The sequence below is a fragment of the Streptomyces sp. NPDC020742 genome, from assembly GCF_040641675.1.
Taxonomy (GTDB): Bacteria; Actinomycetota; Actinomycetes; order Streptomycetales; family Streptomycetaceae; genus Streptomyces.
Map to the genome: position 1 here is coordinate 58,337 of NZ_JBFAEA010000023.1, position 17,452 is coordinate 75,788.

Consider the following 17,452-nt stretch of genomic DNA (forward strand, 5'->3'; position numbering starts at 1 on the left):
CGCGCACGCCCGGGGCGGCGGCTAGGACTTGCCCGGTCGATCACGCGACCTTCATTCGATCGGATCGTTCTACGTGTCATGGGGCGGGGTGATCTGACGGATGCCGAGTGGGAACGGCTGCGGCCGTTCCTGCCGGTCAGCAATAGGCGTTGTGGCCGGTGGCGGGATCACCGGCAGGTGACCGGAGGATTCTGCGCCGGGTGCGGACCGGTGTTCAGTGGCGAGACCTCCCCGAACGGTTCGGGCCGTGGAAGACGGTCCACGAGCGGCACCGGCTGTGGTCAGCCGACGGAACCTGGGAACGCCTGCTCCAGCAGGTCCAGGCCGAAGCGCACGCGGCCGACGGCATCGACTGGGACATCTCCGTCGACTCCACCATCGTGCGAGCCCACCAGCACGCGGCCGGCGCCCGCAGGCCTACCAGAAGCCTTCCGGTGAGCCTTCTGGTGCGGATCTGATGCGCGACGCCTGAACTGGTCCAGACAACAAACAAGGCCCAGGTCACTGACCTGGGCCTCAACTATGGAGCGGGTGACGGGAATCGAACCCGCGCTCTGAGCTTGGGAATCAACGGGGCTTGAGAGACGGAACTACACCTGGCCTGGAGGAATGCAGACTGACGGGGGCTCCGGAGCGGGTGTGATTGCACCGCTAGTGACCGTGATTGTCTGCTCTGTTGGGCACGGATAGGGCACGCGCACATTGCACCTCTCTGCGTGCCGCCGCGATCGGTCATTGATGGCGAGGAAGCCACAAGGTGTGGAGGGCCCAGCCTCTGATTTGCAGATGCGAGGTGGCCGGTTCCATACGCGAGGCGCAGAGCTTGACTGCAAGCCCTCGTGCGCGGGCGCACCCCAATCCATCGCGAAGTGGCTCGCTGCCGAGGCGTTCACTCGTTCGTGCCCAGCGACGGGTCTGGGCCGAATTCACTGACTTCCATGGTGGCGTGCCCGCCTGGTGGGCTACTGAGTACGCCCCGAACGCGCACCGGGACGCCTAGGTCATGGCAGCGGACTGCTTGGTGGTAGTTCCTGTCAGGGAGGTCGATCCAGACCGTCCTGCGGCGCCGTTTGATCAGCGTTTCAATGCCTACCCGGCCGGTCTCGTCCTCAGGACGTCGGCTGAGGTCGGTGATGACGCCGTAGATGATGTGCTCGTGGGTGTAGAGCTGGGTCTTCAGGTGGTTTGATACGCGATTCACAATGTTGATCGCGGCCTCGTTGAACTCGACGCGAGGCGAGGAACCGGGAGGTGGGGCCGCAACTTGAGACCAGTTGAAGGTGATGTCTAGAGCGGCGACGGAGTCGGACTTGACCACTTTGCTGAGTGCCTGGCATAGCTCGTACGAGACGCCTTCGCCGACCGAGTCGGCGATCTCGCTGGGCGTGGGTTCCCTTTCGGCGCTGGCCATCTCCTCCAGCACACCGAGGGCACGGGACATGGTGGCGGTGACGCGCCGGTCGAAGAGCGTCTCTTCGACTTGGATGTCGATGTGCTCCTGCTGAGGGGCGTATACGTCTTCTGGAGAACGGGCCTGGCTGATGATGGGAACGATGTACGAGCCGCGGCGAGTCTGGCCCAGTCGAACCTCGCGGGCCTGGTCGCGGGCCCGGGTGGGGAAGTTGCGGAAGTGCCCCTGACGACGGATCGCCGCTGCTGCCGATGCCACGCGCAGGCGTCTGGCGGAGAGGAACAGCTCGTACCCAGCCTCTAGCGGAATGGAGCCGTCGCTCAGGGACGGGTGGGAGGCCCTGAGGTCGGTGACATCGTGGTAGATGGTCGCGATGGCGGAGTGCACGGCGTGCACCGTCCGAGATTCGATCCGGGCCAGATCCTCCACGAGGATGCGGGACCGCTTGTCGAAGTCTGGGGCACCGGGTTTCATCGGGACCAGAACGACTTCTTCGGCCGGCCCGGGCAGGCTCCACAGTTCGGCGAGGGGCCCGCCGGACACAGGAGACCAGCCGGTGACCTTGAGGTAGCTGCGGATCTCCTCGGGAGCGAAGTCGAGCTTGCTGTGCATCACGTCAGTTCACCCCCCAGCCAGCGGCATTCGTCATGCGGCGCGCCGCGTCGAACATGGTGCCCATGGCCTTCACCGTGAGCGACTGGTGTTCGGGCAAATGGATCGCCGTGGTGACACTGCTATTCGCCTCGGCCATACCCTGAAGGGAGGCCCAGTAGCCGTGGCAGGCCAGGACGATCGATTCCGGCTGGTGGGTCACCCAGCGGCCGATGTCCGGCGGGACGATCAGCAAGGCGAGGTGGCCGGGAGCAGAGCGTTCTGGGTTGCGTAATTTGTTGTACGTTTCGACGTCGAGCGCAAAGCTGTATCCGCCGCGGACGGCACGCGGGCTCTGCGTGCACTTGAGCTGGATGTCCACCATCAGACCGCGCGAGCGAAGGGTGATGTCGACGCCGTCCTTGTCGACGTTCCAGTCGCAGATCGTGTAGCCGCCCTGCGTGGCGAGCGCGTGCACGTAAGCACGGCTGACTTGCTCCTTTTGCCAGCTCGTCGCGTCTGCCGCCACCGGCGCCCCTCCCCATCGCGTGATCGTGAGGATAGGGGGACGAGGTCGAGGGGGGAATAGTGCCTGCGGAATGTGCATGTCAGTGCCGACTAGGACCTGAGCGTTGTACATGAGCCACCCCTTAAATCGAACGCATGACCCTATTCCTTTGTTTACCAGCGAGGTCTGACAGTGGAGTTCACTGCGGATGGCTCAGCTGACGTTGACGTGTAGAAGGCGCAGTACCGTCGGCTTCGGTGAGAAGTCCCAGGCGTCTCATGGAGAACCCCCGAAATAGGGCTACTGCTCCGATGGCTCGTTACCTGGTGAGTGGGCTGGGGCAACCCCAGCCGTGAACCACTCTCGAAGATCGCCTGAGGGCATCGCTGTCGTCTGGCCGCTGGTTCAGCTCACCGCTGGCGGCTGACGTACTGGTGGAGTGTGATCACCTTTCGGCGCTACGGCGGTATGCCTCGCCGGGGCTGGCCTACTCGCGTTGCCTTGTCCCCTACAGCCACGCCCCGCTCGCCGGCCGCTTTGGGGAGCAGTTGTGGCGATCCCGCGGTGCACGCTGCGAGCACTGCCTTCAGGGGCCGGGATGACCCCTGCCAGCTTCGTTGAGGGACCTTGGGCCCTTGGTTAGGTACCGGTATGAGCACGGGCGATAGGCAGTGATGTGGAGAACGACACGTGCCTGTCAGACGTAGATGTCACCATGGCCAGCATGGCTGCCAAGAGGTGTGACCGCTGTGATCTGTACATCGGGGAAGGCTGCGACTGCCCAACAGACGGCTCGGCTCCGCGGGCCGACGGCACAGCCGCTTCCCTGCGGGTCGGGCAACAGCGCGTTGCTCCTCCCGACAGGATTCTGATCTCTCCACACGGGGTGGCTCACCTTCCGGACGCGTGCAACCACCATCCGGAGGAGAGTCATCGAGACGCAGGGTGGGGATGGATCCCACGGCCGGCGAAGGGGCTGTGGGAGAACATCGGCCCCACGCGCCCTGTGCAGGCCACGGAGGGGGATACGACTCTCGTCGCCCATCGCCGGTGTGGCAGCTGCCTGTCATAGTCAGCGAACAACCATGATCGCCATGTGGTGCTCTTCCGCTGGGGCCTGCGAGATCGTGCCAGGGGGGACGCACGACTGTGTCGTATCCCGTTTCCTTGGCCATAGGGCGCTGTCCACGTCGTGGGAGCGACGCCCGGTCCAGGTATCCACCGCCTAGAGGCCGCCGAGCTCAGCAGCCACGGAGGGCCACCCCGGTGTCACGGATCTGCGGCGGGTGCTCGGGGACCAGGCCGCAGGGCTGAGGATCTGTGCGTAACAGCCGACGAACGGCGCCCGTGACCAGCACGGTTTCCTGCACGTACGGTCGTCAGGGGCTGGCGGGCTGTGCCCAAACGGCGGGCGATAGCTCGGGCGGCCCGTCGAGGGCGGAGAATGAGCCGTTGACGGGTGACTCGCTGTGGGGGCATGGCGATCTCTGCCCAGACGCATTTGCCGCAGGTGGTGTGCTCGGCCCCGTGGCAGAGGGACAGGCGGTCGATGAGTGCCATACCGCGCCCGGATTCGTCCTCGGAATCGGCCCAGTGAGGCACAGGGAGGACGAGCGAACCGTCGTAGACCTCGACGAGGATTCGCCGTCGGCTGAGGTTGGCGGACACCGTGATGCTGAGTACCGTGCCGGTGCCGTGCCGCACCGCGTTGGTGACCAGTTCCGAGGTGATGACGGTCAATGCGGTATCGGAGGATTCGTCGAGGCGGAGCCCCCACTTTTTCACCAGATCCTGGAGACGGCGACGGCTGATCGGCACCGAGGTCGGATCGCGGACCAGAAGGAAGCTTTGGCTATGGCAGCGCATGACAGAGACCCTTCGACGGTTCTTCAGACCGGGGGTTGAGGCGAGGGGAGCCCCTGAGCGGCAGGCCGACGTGATTCACGGGGGGATGCCTCCCTCAGCGGGGACGGCTGTGCGTGGTGGGCGCCGCATGCCGACCGTTGTCGGTACGGCAGAGCCCAGGGGGAGTGAGGCCGGGGAAGTCGCTATCCGGGTGATCGGTGGTCTACGTCGTCGCTACTTCGTGGCGACGACGTAGACGCTGCCCCAGCGACGCTTCGGGTTTGCGATCGTGGGGTCGAAGGTCCACGGCTCTACGGTGGCGAAGCCTGCTTCGGTGAAGAGCTGGACGAGCTTCTCGTAGTCGTAGGCCCAGAGGTGCGGGGTGTACCTGGGGTCATCGTCCTGGTCCCGGAAGACGAGGTTGACCAGGTCGAGCCGGGTGTTGATGTCGTTGCGGCAGTCGCGCTTGGCGTACCAGCGCTCGACCATCTCGTCGGTGGGGTTCAGCGGTCCGGGGTACTGGCTGAGCGCGAAGGCGGCGTCGGGGACGCCGGTGATGATCTTGCCGCCCGGTGTGAGTGCGCGGTGAGCCTCGCGGACGTAGTTCTTGGCGGAGCGGGGGTAGTCGATGTGCTCCAGGAAGTGCTCGGAGAAGATCAGCTCGACGGTGTCGTCGTGCAGGGGGATGCCTTCGCGGACGTCCCAGAGGAGGTCGGCCGGCGGGACGGCGTCGATGTTGAAGAAGTCCTCGATGCGGTGGGTTCCGCCGCCGATCTGGACTTTGGAGGGTTTCTGGTCGATGCGGCCGTCGGGCCAGGCGCGCTGGCTGGCGTGGTGGTAGCGGTGGAGTTCGATCTCCCAGGCGGCAGCACGAAGTGCTCGGGCCAGGCCGTGGGTGGTGGAGGGGGCGCCCAGTAGGGCGTCGATCTGCTCGCCGAGGAGATCGACGGAGGGCATGCCGAAGTAACTCATGGCGGGGCTCCTGGGGAAGAAGAGGCAGCAGAGCAGCTGTTGGTGAGGGCAGTGGGGGTTACGCGGCGCTGGGCGCCGGGGCGGTCCACTGGTTGTTGCGCATGAGCGTGTACTTGATGTCCACCAGCCGCGGGGCGATGGTCAGGGAGAGCTGCTCGGCCGGGTGGAGGTGGCCGGCGTCGTCCTGTTCGGCGCGCCAGATGCGGTAGTCGAGGTTGGGGTAGGCGGGGTTGATGCCGATCTCGCCCTTGGGCATCGTGCCGTTGAACGGGGCGACGATGTCCATGTGGTTCCAGTAGTTCCAGGCTTGCAGGGCCTTGTACTGGTCGAAGTAGAAGTAGAAGTCGGGGTAGCGGCCGAAGGTGCGCAGTTCCCGGTGGATGAGGTGGCCCAGCAGGGGGCCGAGCTGGGTGGAGAGGGCGTCGAATTCCCAGCGTTTGTGGTGCCAGGCTTCCGGGGCCTCTCCGGGGGCGAAGAGCCGGGCTGCGACGAGGTGGCTGATGCGTTCGACCAGGTAGTGGGTCGCGTGGTTGATCTCGATGGTCGGGTCGACCTGGTGGATGAGGTCGGCCAGCTGGCTGGGCCTGGGGCGGAACCTCGCGAGGTCGAACTTGCTGGCCATGTTCGGGTAGGAGGCGAAGAGCATCTCCTTGTAGAGCCAGTTGTTCAGCTCTCCGATGTCAGCCAGGCGTCGTGTGGGCTGCGAGGTTGAGTGGAGCATCAGGTACTCCGCCAGAGCCTCGAAGTACAGGTAGCCGAGGATCGGTAAGCGGGGGATGGTCTCGTCGAGCAGGTCGAGGAAGGGCCTGGCGGCGATGCGCGTGCCTCGGTAGGCCACGGCCGCCGCGGTGGCGAGGAAGGCGGCGGAGTTCTTCACCCTGGCCACGATGGTCTCGCGTAAGCGGTGGCGCTCGCTCTTGCTCAGCAGGTATTCGAGGTGGCAGTAGATCCGTAAGTGGATGAGGCCCAGCCGGAGATAGTCCACTCCCGCCAGGCCCTGGTACGCCTGCGGTGGGGTGTTGATCTCGAAGATCAGCGGGGTGGGTACCCGGTCGGTGACGCCGAGCTTGGCCAGGAAGGCCGGCGCCTCCTTGGTCAGGACGTACGCGGCCAGGTTGTGCATCCGCAGGCCCCGGTCCGTAGCCGTGAGCGGGGCGCAGTAGATGCTGCCGACGAGGCAGCCGCCGGACGGGTAGAGGACGCCTTGCTCGTTGATCTGCTCCAGGGCGTGGGTGACGTGGAGGAGGTGCAGTGTGCCGTTTCCGTTGAGGGCGTCGAAGAGGGAGTTCTGCCGCAGCAGGGGCCCATTCGGTGTGGCGGCGAGCCGCTCGTCCCAGGTTGCCGACTGCCGGGACAGCGGGTCGTTTGTGTCGGCAGGGCTGGGGATGAGGGTGGTGTCGTAGAAAGCGTGGGCGTCGGCCCAGAGGTGGTAGGCGTCGAGGAAGTCCATGGTCACGCCAGCTCCTTCTCTGCAAGCGCGTACAGGACGGCCGCCGGGCTGTGGGCACCGGCAAGGTGGGCCTTCTCGGAGATGGTCACGAGGTCGAAAGCGAGGCTGCGGAACGTGTCGAAGGCGGGCTCTTTGACGTGCTGGGCGTTCGGCCACCACCTGGTCTTCGGCAGGCGGTATCGGTCCAGGGCATCGGCGGCCTTCACCGTGTCGCAGATGATCTGGGCCCGCAGGTAGTCGGCCTGGTCGTCGGGGCTGAATGCGCCGTAGGGCACGTCGTGCAGTCGGATGGCGGTGGCGGCCCTTGTGACGCGGCGCGGTGTGGCCGTGAGGTCGAAGCGGCCCCAGACGGTGTCCGCATTGGCAGCGAGCCATATCGCCGCGCGTTCCCCGTGTCCGCGGTCGTCCTTGTCGTGATGGCGCTGGCAGTCGTGGACGGCGGCGGCAACGATGGCGGTGGTGGTGTCGGCGTCGTCCAAGCCGTTCGCCTCGGCGAGGACGGCGGCCAGTGTTGCGGTGCGCATGGCGTGCCGGACACCGTGGATCGATTCGTACAGACGGGGCTCGGCCATCCAGTCGCGTGGTAGTCCGGTCCGCCGCAGGAGGTACTGCGCGATCGGCCGAAGGGCCGGTTGCGGTGAGGGCTGGAGGTCAGGCCGATGGGTGGTGATCCAGTCGATGGTGGCCCGGTCCATGTACTGGTGAAGTGGTAGCTGCCCTCGGGCAGCAAGGTCGATCAGGCTTGCGGTCGTTGGGGTCGTGCTCATCAGTGCCCACCCCCTCGGTGGTCTCCGCGGTGACGTGTTCCTACCGGATCGGCGCGGCCTGCCGCTCGCGCTCCTTGCGTTCCTTCTCAGCGGCTTCGAAGGCGGCGGTGAACTCGGCCAGCTCCTGCTCGGTCATCAGGGTGACGCCCAGCTCATCGGCGACGTCCGTGATCTTGGCGGCTGCCTCGGCACGAGCGGCGTCGGGAGCGGCGTCGTCCAGCAGGACCTCGAATTCGGCGTGGTATCCCCATGCCTCGCTCCACTTGACCGCGATCTCGACACCGTCGAAGCGGAAGTTGTGCCGGAGATTGGACGCCTCGTGCATCGCTTCCTCGAACCCGAGAGCGTTGAACAGTTTCACCGCGGCGCCCACGTCGGCCGGGGCGATGGCGAACTCCGTCTCCGCGAATGCGGCGCCCTGGCCGATCCTGCTTCCCTTGAGGGTGATCTTGGCGGTGCCGGCGGCCGTGTTGTCGGTGACCTTCAGCAATTGGTCCGGCAGTACGTAGAAGTAGATGTGCTTGTCGTCGGGGCCCAGGTCCTCGCCGTCCCTTTTCAGACGGTCGACGAGCTGGTCACGGGTCTCCTTGCCGAAGCGGGCACGCATCTCGATCTCGATGGGCATGGGGGTATCGCCTCCTGAATCAGGCATGACTGAGCCAGCCGGACCGGCGCCAAGGGGGTGGGTAGCCGGTTCGGGCGGCTGCTGCTTATGCGGTTGTGGGTCAGGGCGGGGCGGTGGGGCCGTTACTCGGCCCGGCTCACCACCCCGCCGGATGGATCACTGGTCAGTCCAGGTCGCCGAAGCGTTCCCGGACTACGCCTTCGTGCAGGTAGGTGGGGAGCTGGACACCGCCCACCGAGGTTCGGCTGGTGGCCACCTGCTCTTCGGTGTCGCTGGGGAAGCCTTCCAGGAGCCGCAGGCACTGCTGTACCCACTCACGGGACTTGGGCCGGTCTCCCAGGTCGCGGTGGCGTACTGCCAGGGCGTACGCGGTCTCGGTGGCGGCCCACCGGTCTGTCGTCAGTTCGCGCTGGAAGACGGACTCCAGCTCCTCGGCGGAGGCCAGGCGGGTCTGGATGGTCATGGTTTCCCCTCTGAAGTTCGGTCGTGCACTGGTGGTGCTCAACGCATCGGCGTCCCCGTGGTGACGCTGTAACCCGCCGCTAGTAGGTGTAGATCTCCGCGAGGGTCTTGTAGTCGTGCAGCTCGTCCTTGTCGAACCACAGCTCGACCTCCTGCTGCGCTTCCTCCTTGTTGCCGGAGGCGTGCACGAGGTTGGCCACGGCCTTGCCCGAGGCGATGCTGCCCGCGGCGCTGTAGTGCGAGAAGTCGCCCCGCACCGTCCCCGCCGGCGCCTCGTTCGGGTACGTGCTGCCGACGATCTTCCGCACCGTGGCGATGGCGTCGAACCCTTCCAGCACCAGAGCGATGACCGGCCCCTGCTGCATGAACGTTGACGTGACGCGGTAGACGTCCGATCCCAGCCGCTCCTCCAGGTCGAAGTAGTGCCGCCGGGTGAATTCCTCGTCCATCCACTTCATCTTGGTGCCGACGATCTTCAGCGCGGCTTCCTCGAACCGGGTGAGGATCCTTCCCGCCAGGCCACGCACGAGGGCATCGGGCTTGAGCAGGACGAGCGTGCGCTCAACGGGGTGTGCTTGTTCCTCAGCCATGGAGTCCCTTTCGGCTTGTATGCATGGGGATTGACGGCACATCAGCCGCCAGGTAGCTGAGGTTACCGGCGCCCACTTGCTCGACCGGGCGCTCGCACCTTCCCCCGGATGGTGGACGCCGGAAGGCGGCACGATAGGGCTGAAAACAGGGGCTCGTTTCAGCCAAGTGCGTTGTCCCGACTACTCGTTGGGGTCGCTCACCTAGACTCTCCCTTTGGTCAACCGGCGCTCTGGAGCGCAGTCGGATTGGCCGCTCAGGGCGATTCCTGCGGCTCACTCGGCCCTGGCAACCATCATTCTTCCGAGTCACCTACGGGACAGCCATGAAGCGCCAGTGCAGCGGGAGTGCACCTTCAGTGCGCAAGTTCCTGCACTGAGGACGGCGGCGAAGGAGGGGTAGAGGTGGATGTGATCGAGCTCTGGAATGGCCGCCATGCTTGCCTGCTGCAGTCCGCTCTGCGCCTCACCAATGAACAGTTCGCGGCCCGGCTCGGCATCGCGGTACGGACCGTGGCGGCCTGGCACTCCGACCCAGGCGTAGTGCCGCGCAAGGAGATGCAACAGCTCCTCGACACCGTCCACGAGAAGGCCCCGCCAACAGCACGACAGCGGTTCGCGCTCCTGGTCTCCGGTGAACGGGGCCCGTCCGCACACGGCCCAGCAGGTGCGCAAGCCCTGCGCGTCGCGATCGCCGTGGTCATCCGTGACAGCGAGGTGCTACTGGTCTGCCGACGAGACGATGACGCAACGGGCCTCAGCTGGCAGTTCCCGGCAGGCGTGATCAAACCAGGTGCCAAGGCCGAGACGGCGACCTTGCGAGAAACGCTGGACGAGACCGGCGTGCACTGCGCGATCCGGCAGCATCTCGGAAACCGGCTTCACCCGATGACCGGCGTCCTGTGCGAATACTTCCTGTGCGAGTACCTCGCAGGCCAGGCCACCAACTCCGATGCCGTCGAGAACATCGACGTGATGTGGGTTCCCAGAAACGCGGTGACCCGTTTCATCCCCGTCGATACGATCTTTCCGCCCGTGCTTGCCGTCCTGGAGGAGCAGACGTGACGCAGCAGACAGCCGATGAGCGACCCGGCATTGCAGCGGCCATCATCGTGCACGAAGGACGCGTTCTGATGGTCCGGCGCCGGGTCAGTGAGGGGAAGCTCTCCTGGCAGTTCCCGGCCGGCGAAGTCGAGCCCGGCGAAACCCGCGAGGACGCAGCCGTGCGGGAGACCAAGGAGGAGACCGGGCTGAACGTCTCCGCCGTCAAGCTGCTGGGCGAGCGTGTCCATCCGGCAACGGGCAGGCTGATGTCCTATACCGCCTGCGAAGTGGTTAGCGGCACCGCGCACGTCGCGGACACCGAGGAACTGGCCGAGCTTGCCTGGGTGACCCACGGCCAGATCCCCGAGTACGTCCCGTACGGCCTGTTCGGGCCGGTGCAGGAGTACCTGGATGCAGCCCTCGCCAGCTAGCCGGCGACCCCACGCTGTCTCCTGCGTAGGGCCTGAGAGGCGACAGGGGAAAGCCGGATCCTTCTGCGCGAGCGGGAAGGACCTCAGCCGTGCCGTGGCTGAACTGCATCACTTCTGCCAACAGCTTGGACTCCCCGCGTGAGCGATCAGCCTGACCAGCAGACCAAGAAGCGGTTCCTGTACGTCGTCGTGTGCGCGGCCGGAATCGCCGGTGACGTTGGCAAGCTGATCACGGCTGCCCAGGAAGCGCACTGGGACGTCGGTGTCATTGCTACCCCGCAGGGACTCGGCTTCATCGACGCCAACGCTGTGGTGGCTCAGACCGGCTACCCCATCCGCTCGGCCTGGCGCTCACCCGGTGACCCCCGCCCCCTGCCGCCCGCCGACGCGATCGCGGTCGCGCCGGCCACGTTCAACACGATCAACAAGTGGGCGGCAGGTATATCCGACACTCTGGCCGTGGGCATCCTGTGCGAGGCGTACGGCTTCGGTATCCCCACCGCGGCTCTGCCGTACCTGAACTCGGCCCAGGCTGCCCACCCCGCGTACCGGCAGAGCTTGGACCGGCTGCGCGAGATGGGTGTCCTGATAGGTGGGGGCGAGCCTCATCGGCCGAAGGCCGGCGGCGGGGCCGACCGTTTCCGGTGGGAGGAGGCACTGGAGCTGCTCACACCGGCGGTGTCGGGGCGGTCGTGATCAACGGGTATCGCCGAGGTAAGCCTCAAGCCGCTAATAGTTGGCCTTCAGCCCCCTTGCGCCGTACAGCTGGGTCGCGCTGGGCGACGGGTGCGGCGACGACGTCCGGCCGTGCCCTTCCAGGGGATCGCCGAGAGAAGCCCAGCGTGGGGCCACGGGATGATCTTGAAGTGGACGCGCCCGCAGTCAGGCCGTGCTGCGGCGCTACGGCCTGGCGTACGAGCCGCCTGGGGTGTCACGTCTGGCGACGCGCGGCAGGGTCACGCTCTGCGACGTGCCGGGCGACGGCGTCGACGCCGGGGCGTGCGTGCCGCTCCAGGGACCGCACGGAGGCATGCCGTGAGCGGGCCAGCAGCATTGGTGTGGACGTGCCGTCCTCCGCGTCGTGGGTGAGAGCGCTGTGGCGGAGCCGGTGCAGTGTCCAGCCTTCCAGCTCGTCGAAGTCGTCGGGGCTGGCGAGGGGGTTGGCCAGCAGTCGGGTGCTCTCCTCGAAGATTTCCTCGGCGCGGCGGTAGGACAGTCTCGCGCGGCCGGTGGCCGGACAGATGTCCAGGCTCGGCGTGCGGGCAGGGGCTCTGCGGTCGGTGAGGAAGAGCGGGCCCTGCGTACGGCTGGCGATGAGGCGGGGCAGAAGCTGGGCGGTGCCGGACTGCCAGTGGATCCACTCGATGGCGCCGCCTTTGGAGACGACGCGTCCGCGGTTGTCGGCAGGGAACAGCTCTTCAATGTTCAGGCACAGGATTTCCTCCGCCCGTGCCGCGCTCTCATAGAGGAGCTTCCAGAACGTCTTCTCCCGCACGGGCGCGTCCAGTTGCCATAGGGAGGTGATTTGGGGCCTGGACAGCGCCTTCGTGAGGTCCGGCGGCGCCGGGCGGCGCTCGATCCCGATCGTGGGGTCGGCCTCGATCCAGCCCTGGGCCTGCCACCAGCGGATCGCCTTGCGCGCGATGGACAGTTCGCGATTGACGGTGTCGGCGTCCATCTCGTCCGCCCGTGCCGCGGCGAGTTCGGCGAGCGCCGGCGGCAGCTCCGGGTTGTTGAGCGCGGCCAGTTGGAAGGGGGTGGGCTTGGCGCCGCGGCGGGCCGGTCCGGTCGGTGCCGGTTCGCCGCGCAGCATCCACCCCCAGGTGGTGAGCGAGATCCGGTAGATCCGTGCGGAGGACTTCGCGATGCCCGCACCGGTGAGGTACCGCTCGACCGCAACTTCGTACGACGGGGTCGGGGCGGACAGTGGCACGACTCGGCCACGCGGCAATCGTAATGCGCCCTCGTTCCCCGGCACGGCTGCCTGTTCGATCGCCACCCGTCCGCCCTTCAGCTCTGTCGCAGTAATGCGTACACCTCGCGCCATCGCGATCCTGGTGAGTGACCGAACGACAAGGTCACTGGAGGGAGTCGAGGGGAGGGTATCGGCGCTGCCGCAGTAAATCCGGCGTTTACTGCGGCAGCCACAGAATGCTCACGCCCAAGCGTCCCTCTCGGTGCACGCAACTAAGGAAAGGATCTTAAAGGTGCGCTACTTTTTAAAGCCCATTTAGTTGGAATCGTTGCGCACGCGGGGAGAAGAGATGTGGAAGCGCAATCTGTGCTGGGGCCTGGTGTGCCTCGGGGCGCTCGTAGCCGTGGGCCTCATCGCTTGGGCACTCCTTGGCGATCTGGATCAGGCCGACCAGGTGGCGAGCGTTTGCGGAGCGATCGCGGGTGTCATCTCTGCTGTGGTCCCGCTGGTGATCCTTCTGCGGACCACGAACAGCTCGCCCTCGGTCATCACAATGCGCGCCGGTCGTGGCTCACTCCTCGCTCAAGGAAGCATCGAGCGGTCACATGCCCAAGCGCCTCGTGATGGCTCCTCGCACGTCGACGCCGGTGAGGGTGTGCACATGGCTGCGGGTGACGGCTCCGTTCTCTCCGGCGCTGACCTTCGCGACGTATCCGCTGGAGAGGAGAGCCCCAACTCATGACACAGAAACCAAACTTCGAAGCGCAGCCCGATCAGGCGCGGCCCGTGCCGTCGCCTCCTGCGCATCCTCCCTCCATCATGTTCACCGCAGGCGACGGGGCGATGATGGCCGGCCGGGACATCACGAATCCGGTAAGCGGCCCATCGATCGGCGGGGACAACTCGGGCACGGTCGCGGGCCGGGACATCAACACCACTACTCATCACACGACAAAGAAGGGGGGCCGCGGCCACTGGTGGATCGCGATCGTGATCCTTCTGGCGGCTGGAACAGGCGGCGGTGTCTACTGGGCCACGCAGGGAGACGGAGACTCCGTCTCCGAGATCGGGGCTCAGCCAGGCGAAGCGGGCGTACGCGATGCGTGGGCTGCGACGTCCGAGGCGCTGCGGAAGGGCGATGGGGAGACGCTGTGCGCCCTCATGACTGTGGACTCCCGCGCAAAGCTGGAGCAATCAACCCCGGGCACGTGTGCCGAGGCCGTCGATGAACTGTTCGCCAGCTCGGAGTCATCAACGCTGAACGATGCTGGTTCCGGCCGCCTGCAGAAGGTGACGGTACGAGGGAGATGGGCAGAGCTTGCGGAGGCAGGGCAGAGCGCCGGGGAGCCGTCGTACAGCTACATGGAACGGTTTGGTGACAGATGGCGCTGGACTCATCGGGTCCTTTTCTCCGAATTCCATCCAGACGAGTGCCCTGGGGTCAACTCGTACAATTTCGCGTCGCAGGACCCCAGGTGCAGCCAGACCTCGATCCTCCCATCCAGTACTTCCGGGCAATAGCAGCGTCCCGTACAGGGAGTGCAACGGCCGTTGAGGAGCCGGCTGGCCTCGGCGCCGTCAGCTCCTGTACAGCCGGCCCAGCCGAAGCTCAGGGCACTTCGTGGTCCGCGGACGGATTTCCGTGTTCGGCAACCACATCGACTTCTCGTACACGCGATGACGTAGCGTCCTCCCTGAGCGCAAGGTGTAAGGAGGGCCGAGCGAATGGGGACACCGAAGCGCCGGGAACGGATGCGAGCTCAGATGTCCGCGGAGGTGCGAGCCGCTGCTCGCCACATCATCACTCACCAGGGCATCAATGCCCTCACCCTTGCCGAGATCGCTCGACGCGTCGGTGTAACCCCTGCTGCGCTCTACCACCACTTCGAGGGCGGATTGCCAGAGATCGTGTACCAGGTCTCGGAGGACATCGTCGATGACCTGGTACAAGCCCTTCGGGCCGCAGCAGATTCCCATCCCGAAGACAACTTCGCGATGCGGATGATCGAACCGGTGCGGAGGCTCCGAAACTGGGCACTCACGCACCAGCCCGAATTCAACCTGCTGTTCGGTACACCGTCCACAGCCGCCGGCGATGCCCATGCTCAGCTGACCAGCGCCTGGGTACGGCGCCTTGCCGCCGTCTGGGGCTCGATTTTCGTGCAGCTCTGGGCGAAGCGCCCATATCCGGTTCTCGCCGAGAATGAGATGGATCCGCGGCTGCGGCAGCAGATGCTGGACTACAGCGCAGACACAGGCGTGGACCTTCCCCCTGGCGCGATGGTGGTGATGCTGAGCTGCTGGCGGTCGCTCTACGGCCAGATCGCGCTAGAGGTCTTCGGGCACTTTGCCCCTCTCTTCTCCGACCAGGAGCCCATGTTCGAGCTGCTGATGCAGGAACTGGTGGGGGGCATGGGCCTCGGAGACATGTACCAGCCGCCGACCCGTCAAGCCGGCAGCCTGGAATCCCTACCGTCACAGGGGTGCGGCCGAAACGGCGGTCCAGGCCGAATGCCGATGTAGTTCGCCACTGCTCGTCGTGAGCGCGGGTCAATCAAGGCCAGTCAACGGCGTCGCGGCCGGGGCGTCTCCAGGCGGACGGCTGCCGCTGGGGCAGGAACGGTAGCGGGACTGCTACGCGGACGCTGTGGCCCGGGCGCGGGCGGGGTGATGTAGCCGAGGTGGTGCAGCCGCCAGACCAGGACCTCGCTGATCGACTCAGCACTGTCGAGTTCGCGGGACGAGGCGGCTTGGGTCAGCAGGGCGGCGGTGTCATGACCGGCGCGCTCGGCTTGGTCGAGGACAGCAGTCAGCGCGTCCCTGCCAGGCTCGACGTCGAGACGGTCGGCGAGGTGGGGGAGCACAGCGCGGATCGTGGCGGCGTGGCGGCTCCGGGCCGAGGCGGGCAGACGTTGTCCATAGGCGCGCATGGCGGCCAGTGGACCGGCGGCGGTTGCCTGGTAGGCCGTGCGTAGGCGGTCTGCGGCCCGCTGAGCGGCCTCGGCCTGTTGGGCATGGCCTCGGGCGGCGTGCCAGCGGGCAGCGGTGATGACGGCCAGGAACATGACGTCGAGGACCAGGGCGGTGGCGGCACCGTCCTGACCGCGGCCGAGGGCGAGCCCAGAGTGGACGATCTGGTTCGCCGCGCGGCGCAGGGCGTACATCTCCTCATTCTTGGCGCGGATGTGGGAGCGAGTGGCGCGCTCGAAGTGTCGAGCGGCTTCCCGCAGTTCGGCCTGCGTGGGGCCGAGCGAGGTCTGGGCGAGGGCGTCGAGGACCTCGCCGACCCCGATCAGCTGGGCGGCTGCCGCGCTGTCGTCGTCTGATGCCATCGATGCCAGGACCCAGTCGGTGGCCTTGGCGGCGAAGTGGCGGGCGCGGACCGGTGCGGAGGCTCCGCTGCGTTCCAAGGCTGCCGGAGGCTCGGGCATGTCAGATGCGCCGGCGAACCGATTCCGGATCCTGGGCAGGGACAGGTCCGGGGCGAGCTTGGAGCCGGAGAACCAGATGGGCTCCTGGTCGGCATTGCGGTCGCCGACCATGGCGACCGAATAGCCCAGGACGTCGCCGGAGGGCGCGATCCGCTTCTTGATCCGCACGCCTTCGGCAGCGAGCCGGTCGAAGAACTCGACCTCACTCATCGCCCCGGACAGCGCCCGATGGACACGCTCACGAAGGAGTTCGCGTGAGGTCCTGTCCTGGCCGCGGCGTTCGGCCTTGTGGCGTTCGACGCTGGTGGGGCGCTTGGCGGCGGTGCCATCGCCCGGAGCGATGCGGCGGAGGCCGTAGTCAGCCTCGATACGGCGAGCCTCGGTCTGGGCGCGGCGAGCTTCGTTGTGGAGGCGCGGGCGGCGGCCGTCGTCGCGCACCAGGGTGGCGATGATGTGGATGTGGTCGTCGGCGTGACGGACGGCCGCCCACCGGCAGGCTTGCTCGTCGCCCTCGGGGGCGATTCCGGTGGCGGCGACCGTGCGGCGGGCGATGGCGGCCCAGTCCTCGTCGGACAGCACCGGGTCCTCGGGGCTGGCCCGCACGGAGATGTGCCACACGTGCTTGTCGGGGCGACGGTTCTTGGGCAGGGCGTTGACGGGCTGGTCGAGCAGGCGCTGTAGCTGCTCATAGGTGGCACTGAGGTCGCGGCCGGGATCCGGGGTGAGCGGGTCGAAGGCGGCAACCAGATGCGGGTCGATGTGCTCCTCGTGGGTGCCGGGGCCGAAGAGGTAGCGGATCAGACCGATCGTTTTGCTGCCGCGCTTGTGGATGCTGGGGATCACGCCGGGGCCCCACCGTCACGGTGGGCGAGCAGGGCATCGGTGGCGTCCTCCATGCGGCGGGCCGCGTTGTGGACCGCGTGTGCGGTGGCGTCAAGGTGGGGTGCGTCGGCGCCGGAGTTGAGGGCCTTGGCGACCTGGTTGAAGAGGCCGTGTATGCGGCCCAGGTGCCGGCGGGCGGCGAAGATCTCGTCGAGGACTTCCCGTTCGGTGGCGATCTCGGAGGCGGTGCGGGTCAGGTCGCGGGCGGCCTTGTCGACGGCGTAGGCGAGGAAGGCGGCGTTGGTCATCTTGCAGTGGGCGGCTGCGGCGGTGAAGCGCGCGTACTCGGGCTCGTTCATGCGGCAGCTGGGCTGGTGCAGGCGCTTGAGCGGCTTCGGCTGACGGGCGCGCTGACGCTTCGGCGAGAGCGCCTCGGGCCGCCGTTCCCCTCCAGGCTGCGGTCCGTCCTCGGCCGCAGCTTGCCGGTTCGGCGCCTCCTGGCGTCGGTCCGCTCCCGCCACCTGCGGGGCGGGAACTCCGGGAGCATTGCTCCCGGGACAACTTGCTCCGTCTGTGACCGTAGTGGTCAGG

General features: G+C 66.8%; 17 protein-coding genes and 1 pseudogene. 6 read left to right on the plus strand and 12 right to left on the minus strand.

The features are described from left to right. Window positions 1–78: 78 nt before the first annotated feature. Window positions 79–416: pseudogene (locus tag AB0G84_RS29140) on the plus strand (IS5 family transposase); the annotation flags it as partial. Between the two features lie 473 nt (window positions 417–889). Here the strand turns inward: AB0G84_RS29140 and AB0G84_RS29145 are convergent. The 9 genes from AB0G84_RS29145 to AB0G84_RS29185 form a co-directional block, all read right to left on the minus strand. Next, window positions 890–2,023 carry a hypothetical protein gene (locus AB0G84_RS29145; RefSeq protein ID WP_361327111.1) on the minus strand — a complete coding sequence of 378 codons (1,134 nt, stop codon included), beginning with the start codon at window positions 2,021–2,023 and terminating at the stop codon, window positions 890–892. Between the two features lie 4 nt (window positions 2,024–2,027). Then, window positions 2,028–2,531 (minus strand): DUF4365 domain-containing protein, encoded by a 504-nt coding sequence (locus AB0G84_RS29150; RefSeq protein WP_361327114.1) that lies wholly within the window; start codon window positions 2,529–2,531, stop codon window positions 2,028–2,030. 1,248 nt (window positions 2,532–3,779) lie between these two features. Further along, window positions 3,780–4,376, minus strand: coding sequence for an ATP-binding protein (locus tag AB0G84_RS29155; RefSeq protein WP_361327117.1), 597 nt, complete (start codon window positions 4,374–4,376; stop codon window positions 3,780–3,782). A 213-nt stretch (window positions 4,377–4,589) separates the two neighbouring features. Then, window positions 4,590–5,327 carry a methyltransferase domain-containing protein gene (locus tag AB0G84_RS29160; protein ID WP_361327120.1) on the minus strand — a complete coding sequence of 246 codons (738 nt, stop codon included), beginning with the start codon at window positions 5,325–5,327 and terminating at the stop codon, window positions 4,590–4,592. Between the two features lie 58 nt (window positions 5,328–5,385). Beyond that, window positions 5,386–6,777, minus strand: a complete 1,392-nt coding sequence (locus AB0G84_RS29165; RefSeq protein ID WP_361327236.1) for a hypothetical protein — start codon at window positions 6,775–6,777, stop codon at window positions 5,386–5,388. Between the two features lie 2 nt (window positions 6,778–6,779). After that, window positions 6,780–7,544 carry an HD domain-containing protein gene (locus AB0G84_RS29170; RefSeq protein WP_361327123.1) on the minus strand — a complete coding sequence of 255 codons (765 nt, stop codon included), beginning with the start codon at window positions 7,542–7,544 and terminating at the stop codon, window positions 6,780–6,782. A gap of 40 nt (window positions 7,545–7,584) precedes the next feature. Next, a complete protein-coding gene (locus AB0G84_RS29175) occupies window positions 7,585–8,169 on the minus strand; it encodes a hypothetical protein (RefSeq protein WP_361327126.1) in 585 nt (194 codons plus the stop codon). Between the two features lie 163 nt (window positions 8,170–8,332). After that, a complete protein-coding gene (locus AB0G84_RS29180; RefSeq protein WP_018088334.1) occupies window positions 8,333–8,632 on the minus strand; it encodes a hypothetical protein in 300 nt (99 codons plus the stop codon). Between the two features lie 79 nt (window positions 8,633–8,711). Next, complete coding sequence (locus AB0G84_RS29185) at window positions 8,712–9,221, minus strand: nucleoside-diphosphate kinase (protein WP_361327129.1); 510 nt, start codon at window positions 9,219–9,221, stop codon at window positions 8,712–8,714. 402 nt (window positions 9,222–9,623) lie between these two features. Between AB0G84_RS29185 and AB0G84_RS29190 the strand changes: the two genes are divergently transcribed. The 3 genes from AB0G84_RS29190 to AB0G84_RS29200 all read left to right on the plus strand — a co-directional run bounded on the left by AB0G84_RS29190 (window position 9,624) and on the right by AB0G84_RS29200 (window position 11,389). Beyond that, window positions 9,624–10,283, plus strand: a complete 660-nt coding sequence (locus AB0G84_RS29190) for an NUDIX hydrolase (protein ID WP_361327132.1) — start codon at window positions 9,624–9,626, stop codon at window positions 10,281–10,283. Beyond that, window positions 10,280–10,693, plus strand: coding sequence for an NUDIX hydrolase (locus AB0G84_RS29195; RefSeq protein WP_361327135.1), 414 nt, complete (start codon window positions 10,280–10,282; stop codon window positions 10,691–10,693). The genes AB0G84_RS29190 and AB0G84_RS29195 overlap by 4 nt, the downstream gene beginning before the upstream one ends. Before the next feature lie 138 nt (window positions 10,694–10,831). Further along, complete coding sequence (locus AB0G84_RS29200) at window positions 10,832–11,389, plus strand: flavoprotein (protein ID WP_361327138.1); 558 nt, start codon at window positions 10,832–10,834, stop codon at window positions 11,387–11,389. A gap of 235 nt (window positions 11,390–11,624) precedes the next feature. Here AB0G84_RS29200 and AB0G84_RS29205 read toward each other — a convergent pair whose 3' ends face one another. Further along, window positions 11,625–12,626: a tyrosine-type recombinase/integrase gene (locus tag AB0G84_RS29205; RefSeq protein ID WP_361327141.1), complete on the minus strand. Its 1,002-nt coding sequence runs from the start codon at window positions 12,624–12,626 to the stop codon at window positions 11,625–11,627. Between the two features lie 720 nt (window positions 12,627–13,346). Here AB0G84_RS29205 and AB0G84_RS29210 point away from each other — a divergent pair. After that, window positions 13,347–14,129 carry a hypothetical protein gene (locus tag AB0G84_RS29210; protein WP_361327144.1) on the plus strand — a complete coding sequence of 261 codons (783 nt, stop codon included), beginning with the start codon at window positions 13,347–13,349 and terminating at the stop codon, window positions 14,127–14,129. Window positions 14,130–14,333: 204 nt separating this feature from the next. Continuing rightward, complete coding sequence (locus AB0G84_RS29215) at window positions 14,334–15,131, plus strand: TetR/AcrR family transcriptional regulator (protein WP_361327147.1); 798 nt, start codon at window positions 14,334–14,336, stop codon at window positions 15,129–15,131. A gap of 41 nt (window positions 15,132–15,172) precedes the next feature. Here AB0G84_RS29215 and AB0G84_RS29220 read toward each other — a convergent pair whose 3' ends face one another. After that, window positions 15,173–16,882, minus strand: a complete 1,710-nt coding sequence (locus tag AB0G84_RS29220) for a mobilization protein (RefSeq protein WP_361327150.1) — start codon at window positions 16,880–16,882, stop codon at window positions 15,173–15,175. Further along, window positions 16,879–17,220: a plasmid mobilization relaxosome protein MobC gene (locus tag AB0G84_RS29225; protein ID WP_361327239.1), complete on the minus strand. Its 342-nt coding sequence runs from the start codon at window positions 17,218–17,220 to the stop codon at window positions 16,879–16,881. The genes AB0G84_RS29220 and AB0G84_RS29225 overlap by 4 nt, the downstream gene beginning before the upstream one ends. Between the last annotated feature and the right edge of the window lie 232 nt (window positions 17,221–17,452).

Excerpts from the sequence above, each read along its gene's own strand:
- AB0G84_RS29185 (WP_361327129.1), bottom strand. The coding sequence starts at position 9,221 with ATGGCTGAGGAACAAGCACACCCCGTTGAGCGCACGCTCGTCCTGCTC.
- AB0G84_RS29145 (WP_361327111.1), bottom strand. The coding sequence starts at position 2,023 with ATGCACAGCAAGCTCGACTTCGCTCCCGAGGAGATCCGCAGCTACCTC.
- AB0G84_RS29225 (WP_361327239.1), bottom strand. The coding sequence starts at position 17,220 with ATGAACGAGCCCGAGTACGCGCGCTTCACCGCCGCAGCCGCCCACTGC.
- AB0G84_RS29170 (WP_361327123.1), bottom strand. The coding sequence starts at position 7,544 with ATGAGCACGACCCCAACGACCGCAAGCCTGATCGACCTTGCTGCCCGA.
- AB0G84_RS29155 (WP_361327117.1), bottom strand. The coding sequence starts at position 4,376 with ATGCGCTGCCATAGCCAAAGCTTCCTTCTGGTCCGCGATCCGACCTCG.
- AB0G84_RS29210 (WP_361327144.1), top strand. The coding sequence starts at position 13,347 with ATGACACAGAAACCAAACTTCGAAGCGCAGCCCGATCAGGCGCGGCCC.
- AB0G84_RS29175 (WP_361327126.1), bottom strand. The coding sequence starts at position 8,169 with ATGCCCATCGAGATCGAGATGCGTGCCCGCTTCGGCAAGGAGACCCGT.
- AB0G84_RS29215 (WP_361327147.1), top strand. The coding sequence starts at position 14,334 with ATGGGGACACCGAAGCGCCGGGAACGGATGCGAGCTCAGATGTCCGCG.
- AB0G84_RS29180 (WP_018088334.1), bottom strand. The coding sequence starts at position 8,632 with ATGACCATCCAGACCCGCCTGGCCTCCGCCGAGGAGCTGGAGTCCGTC.
- AB0G84_RS29160 (WP_361327120.1), bottom strand. The coding sequence starts at position 5,327 with ATGAGTTACTTCGGCATGCCCTCCGTCGATCTCCTCGGCGAGCAGATC.
- AB0G84_RS29165 (WP_361327236.1), bottom strand. The coding sequence starts at position 6,777 with ATGGACTTCCTCGACGCCTACCACCTCTGGGCCGACGCCCACGCTTTC.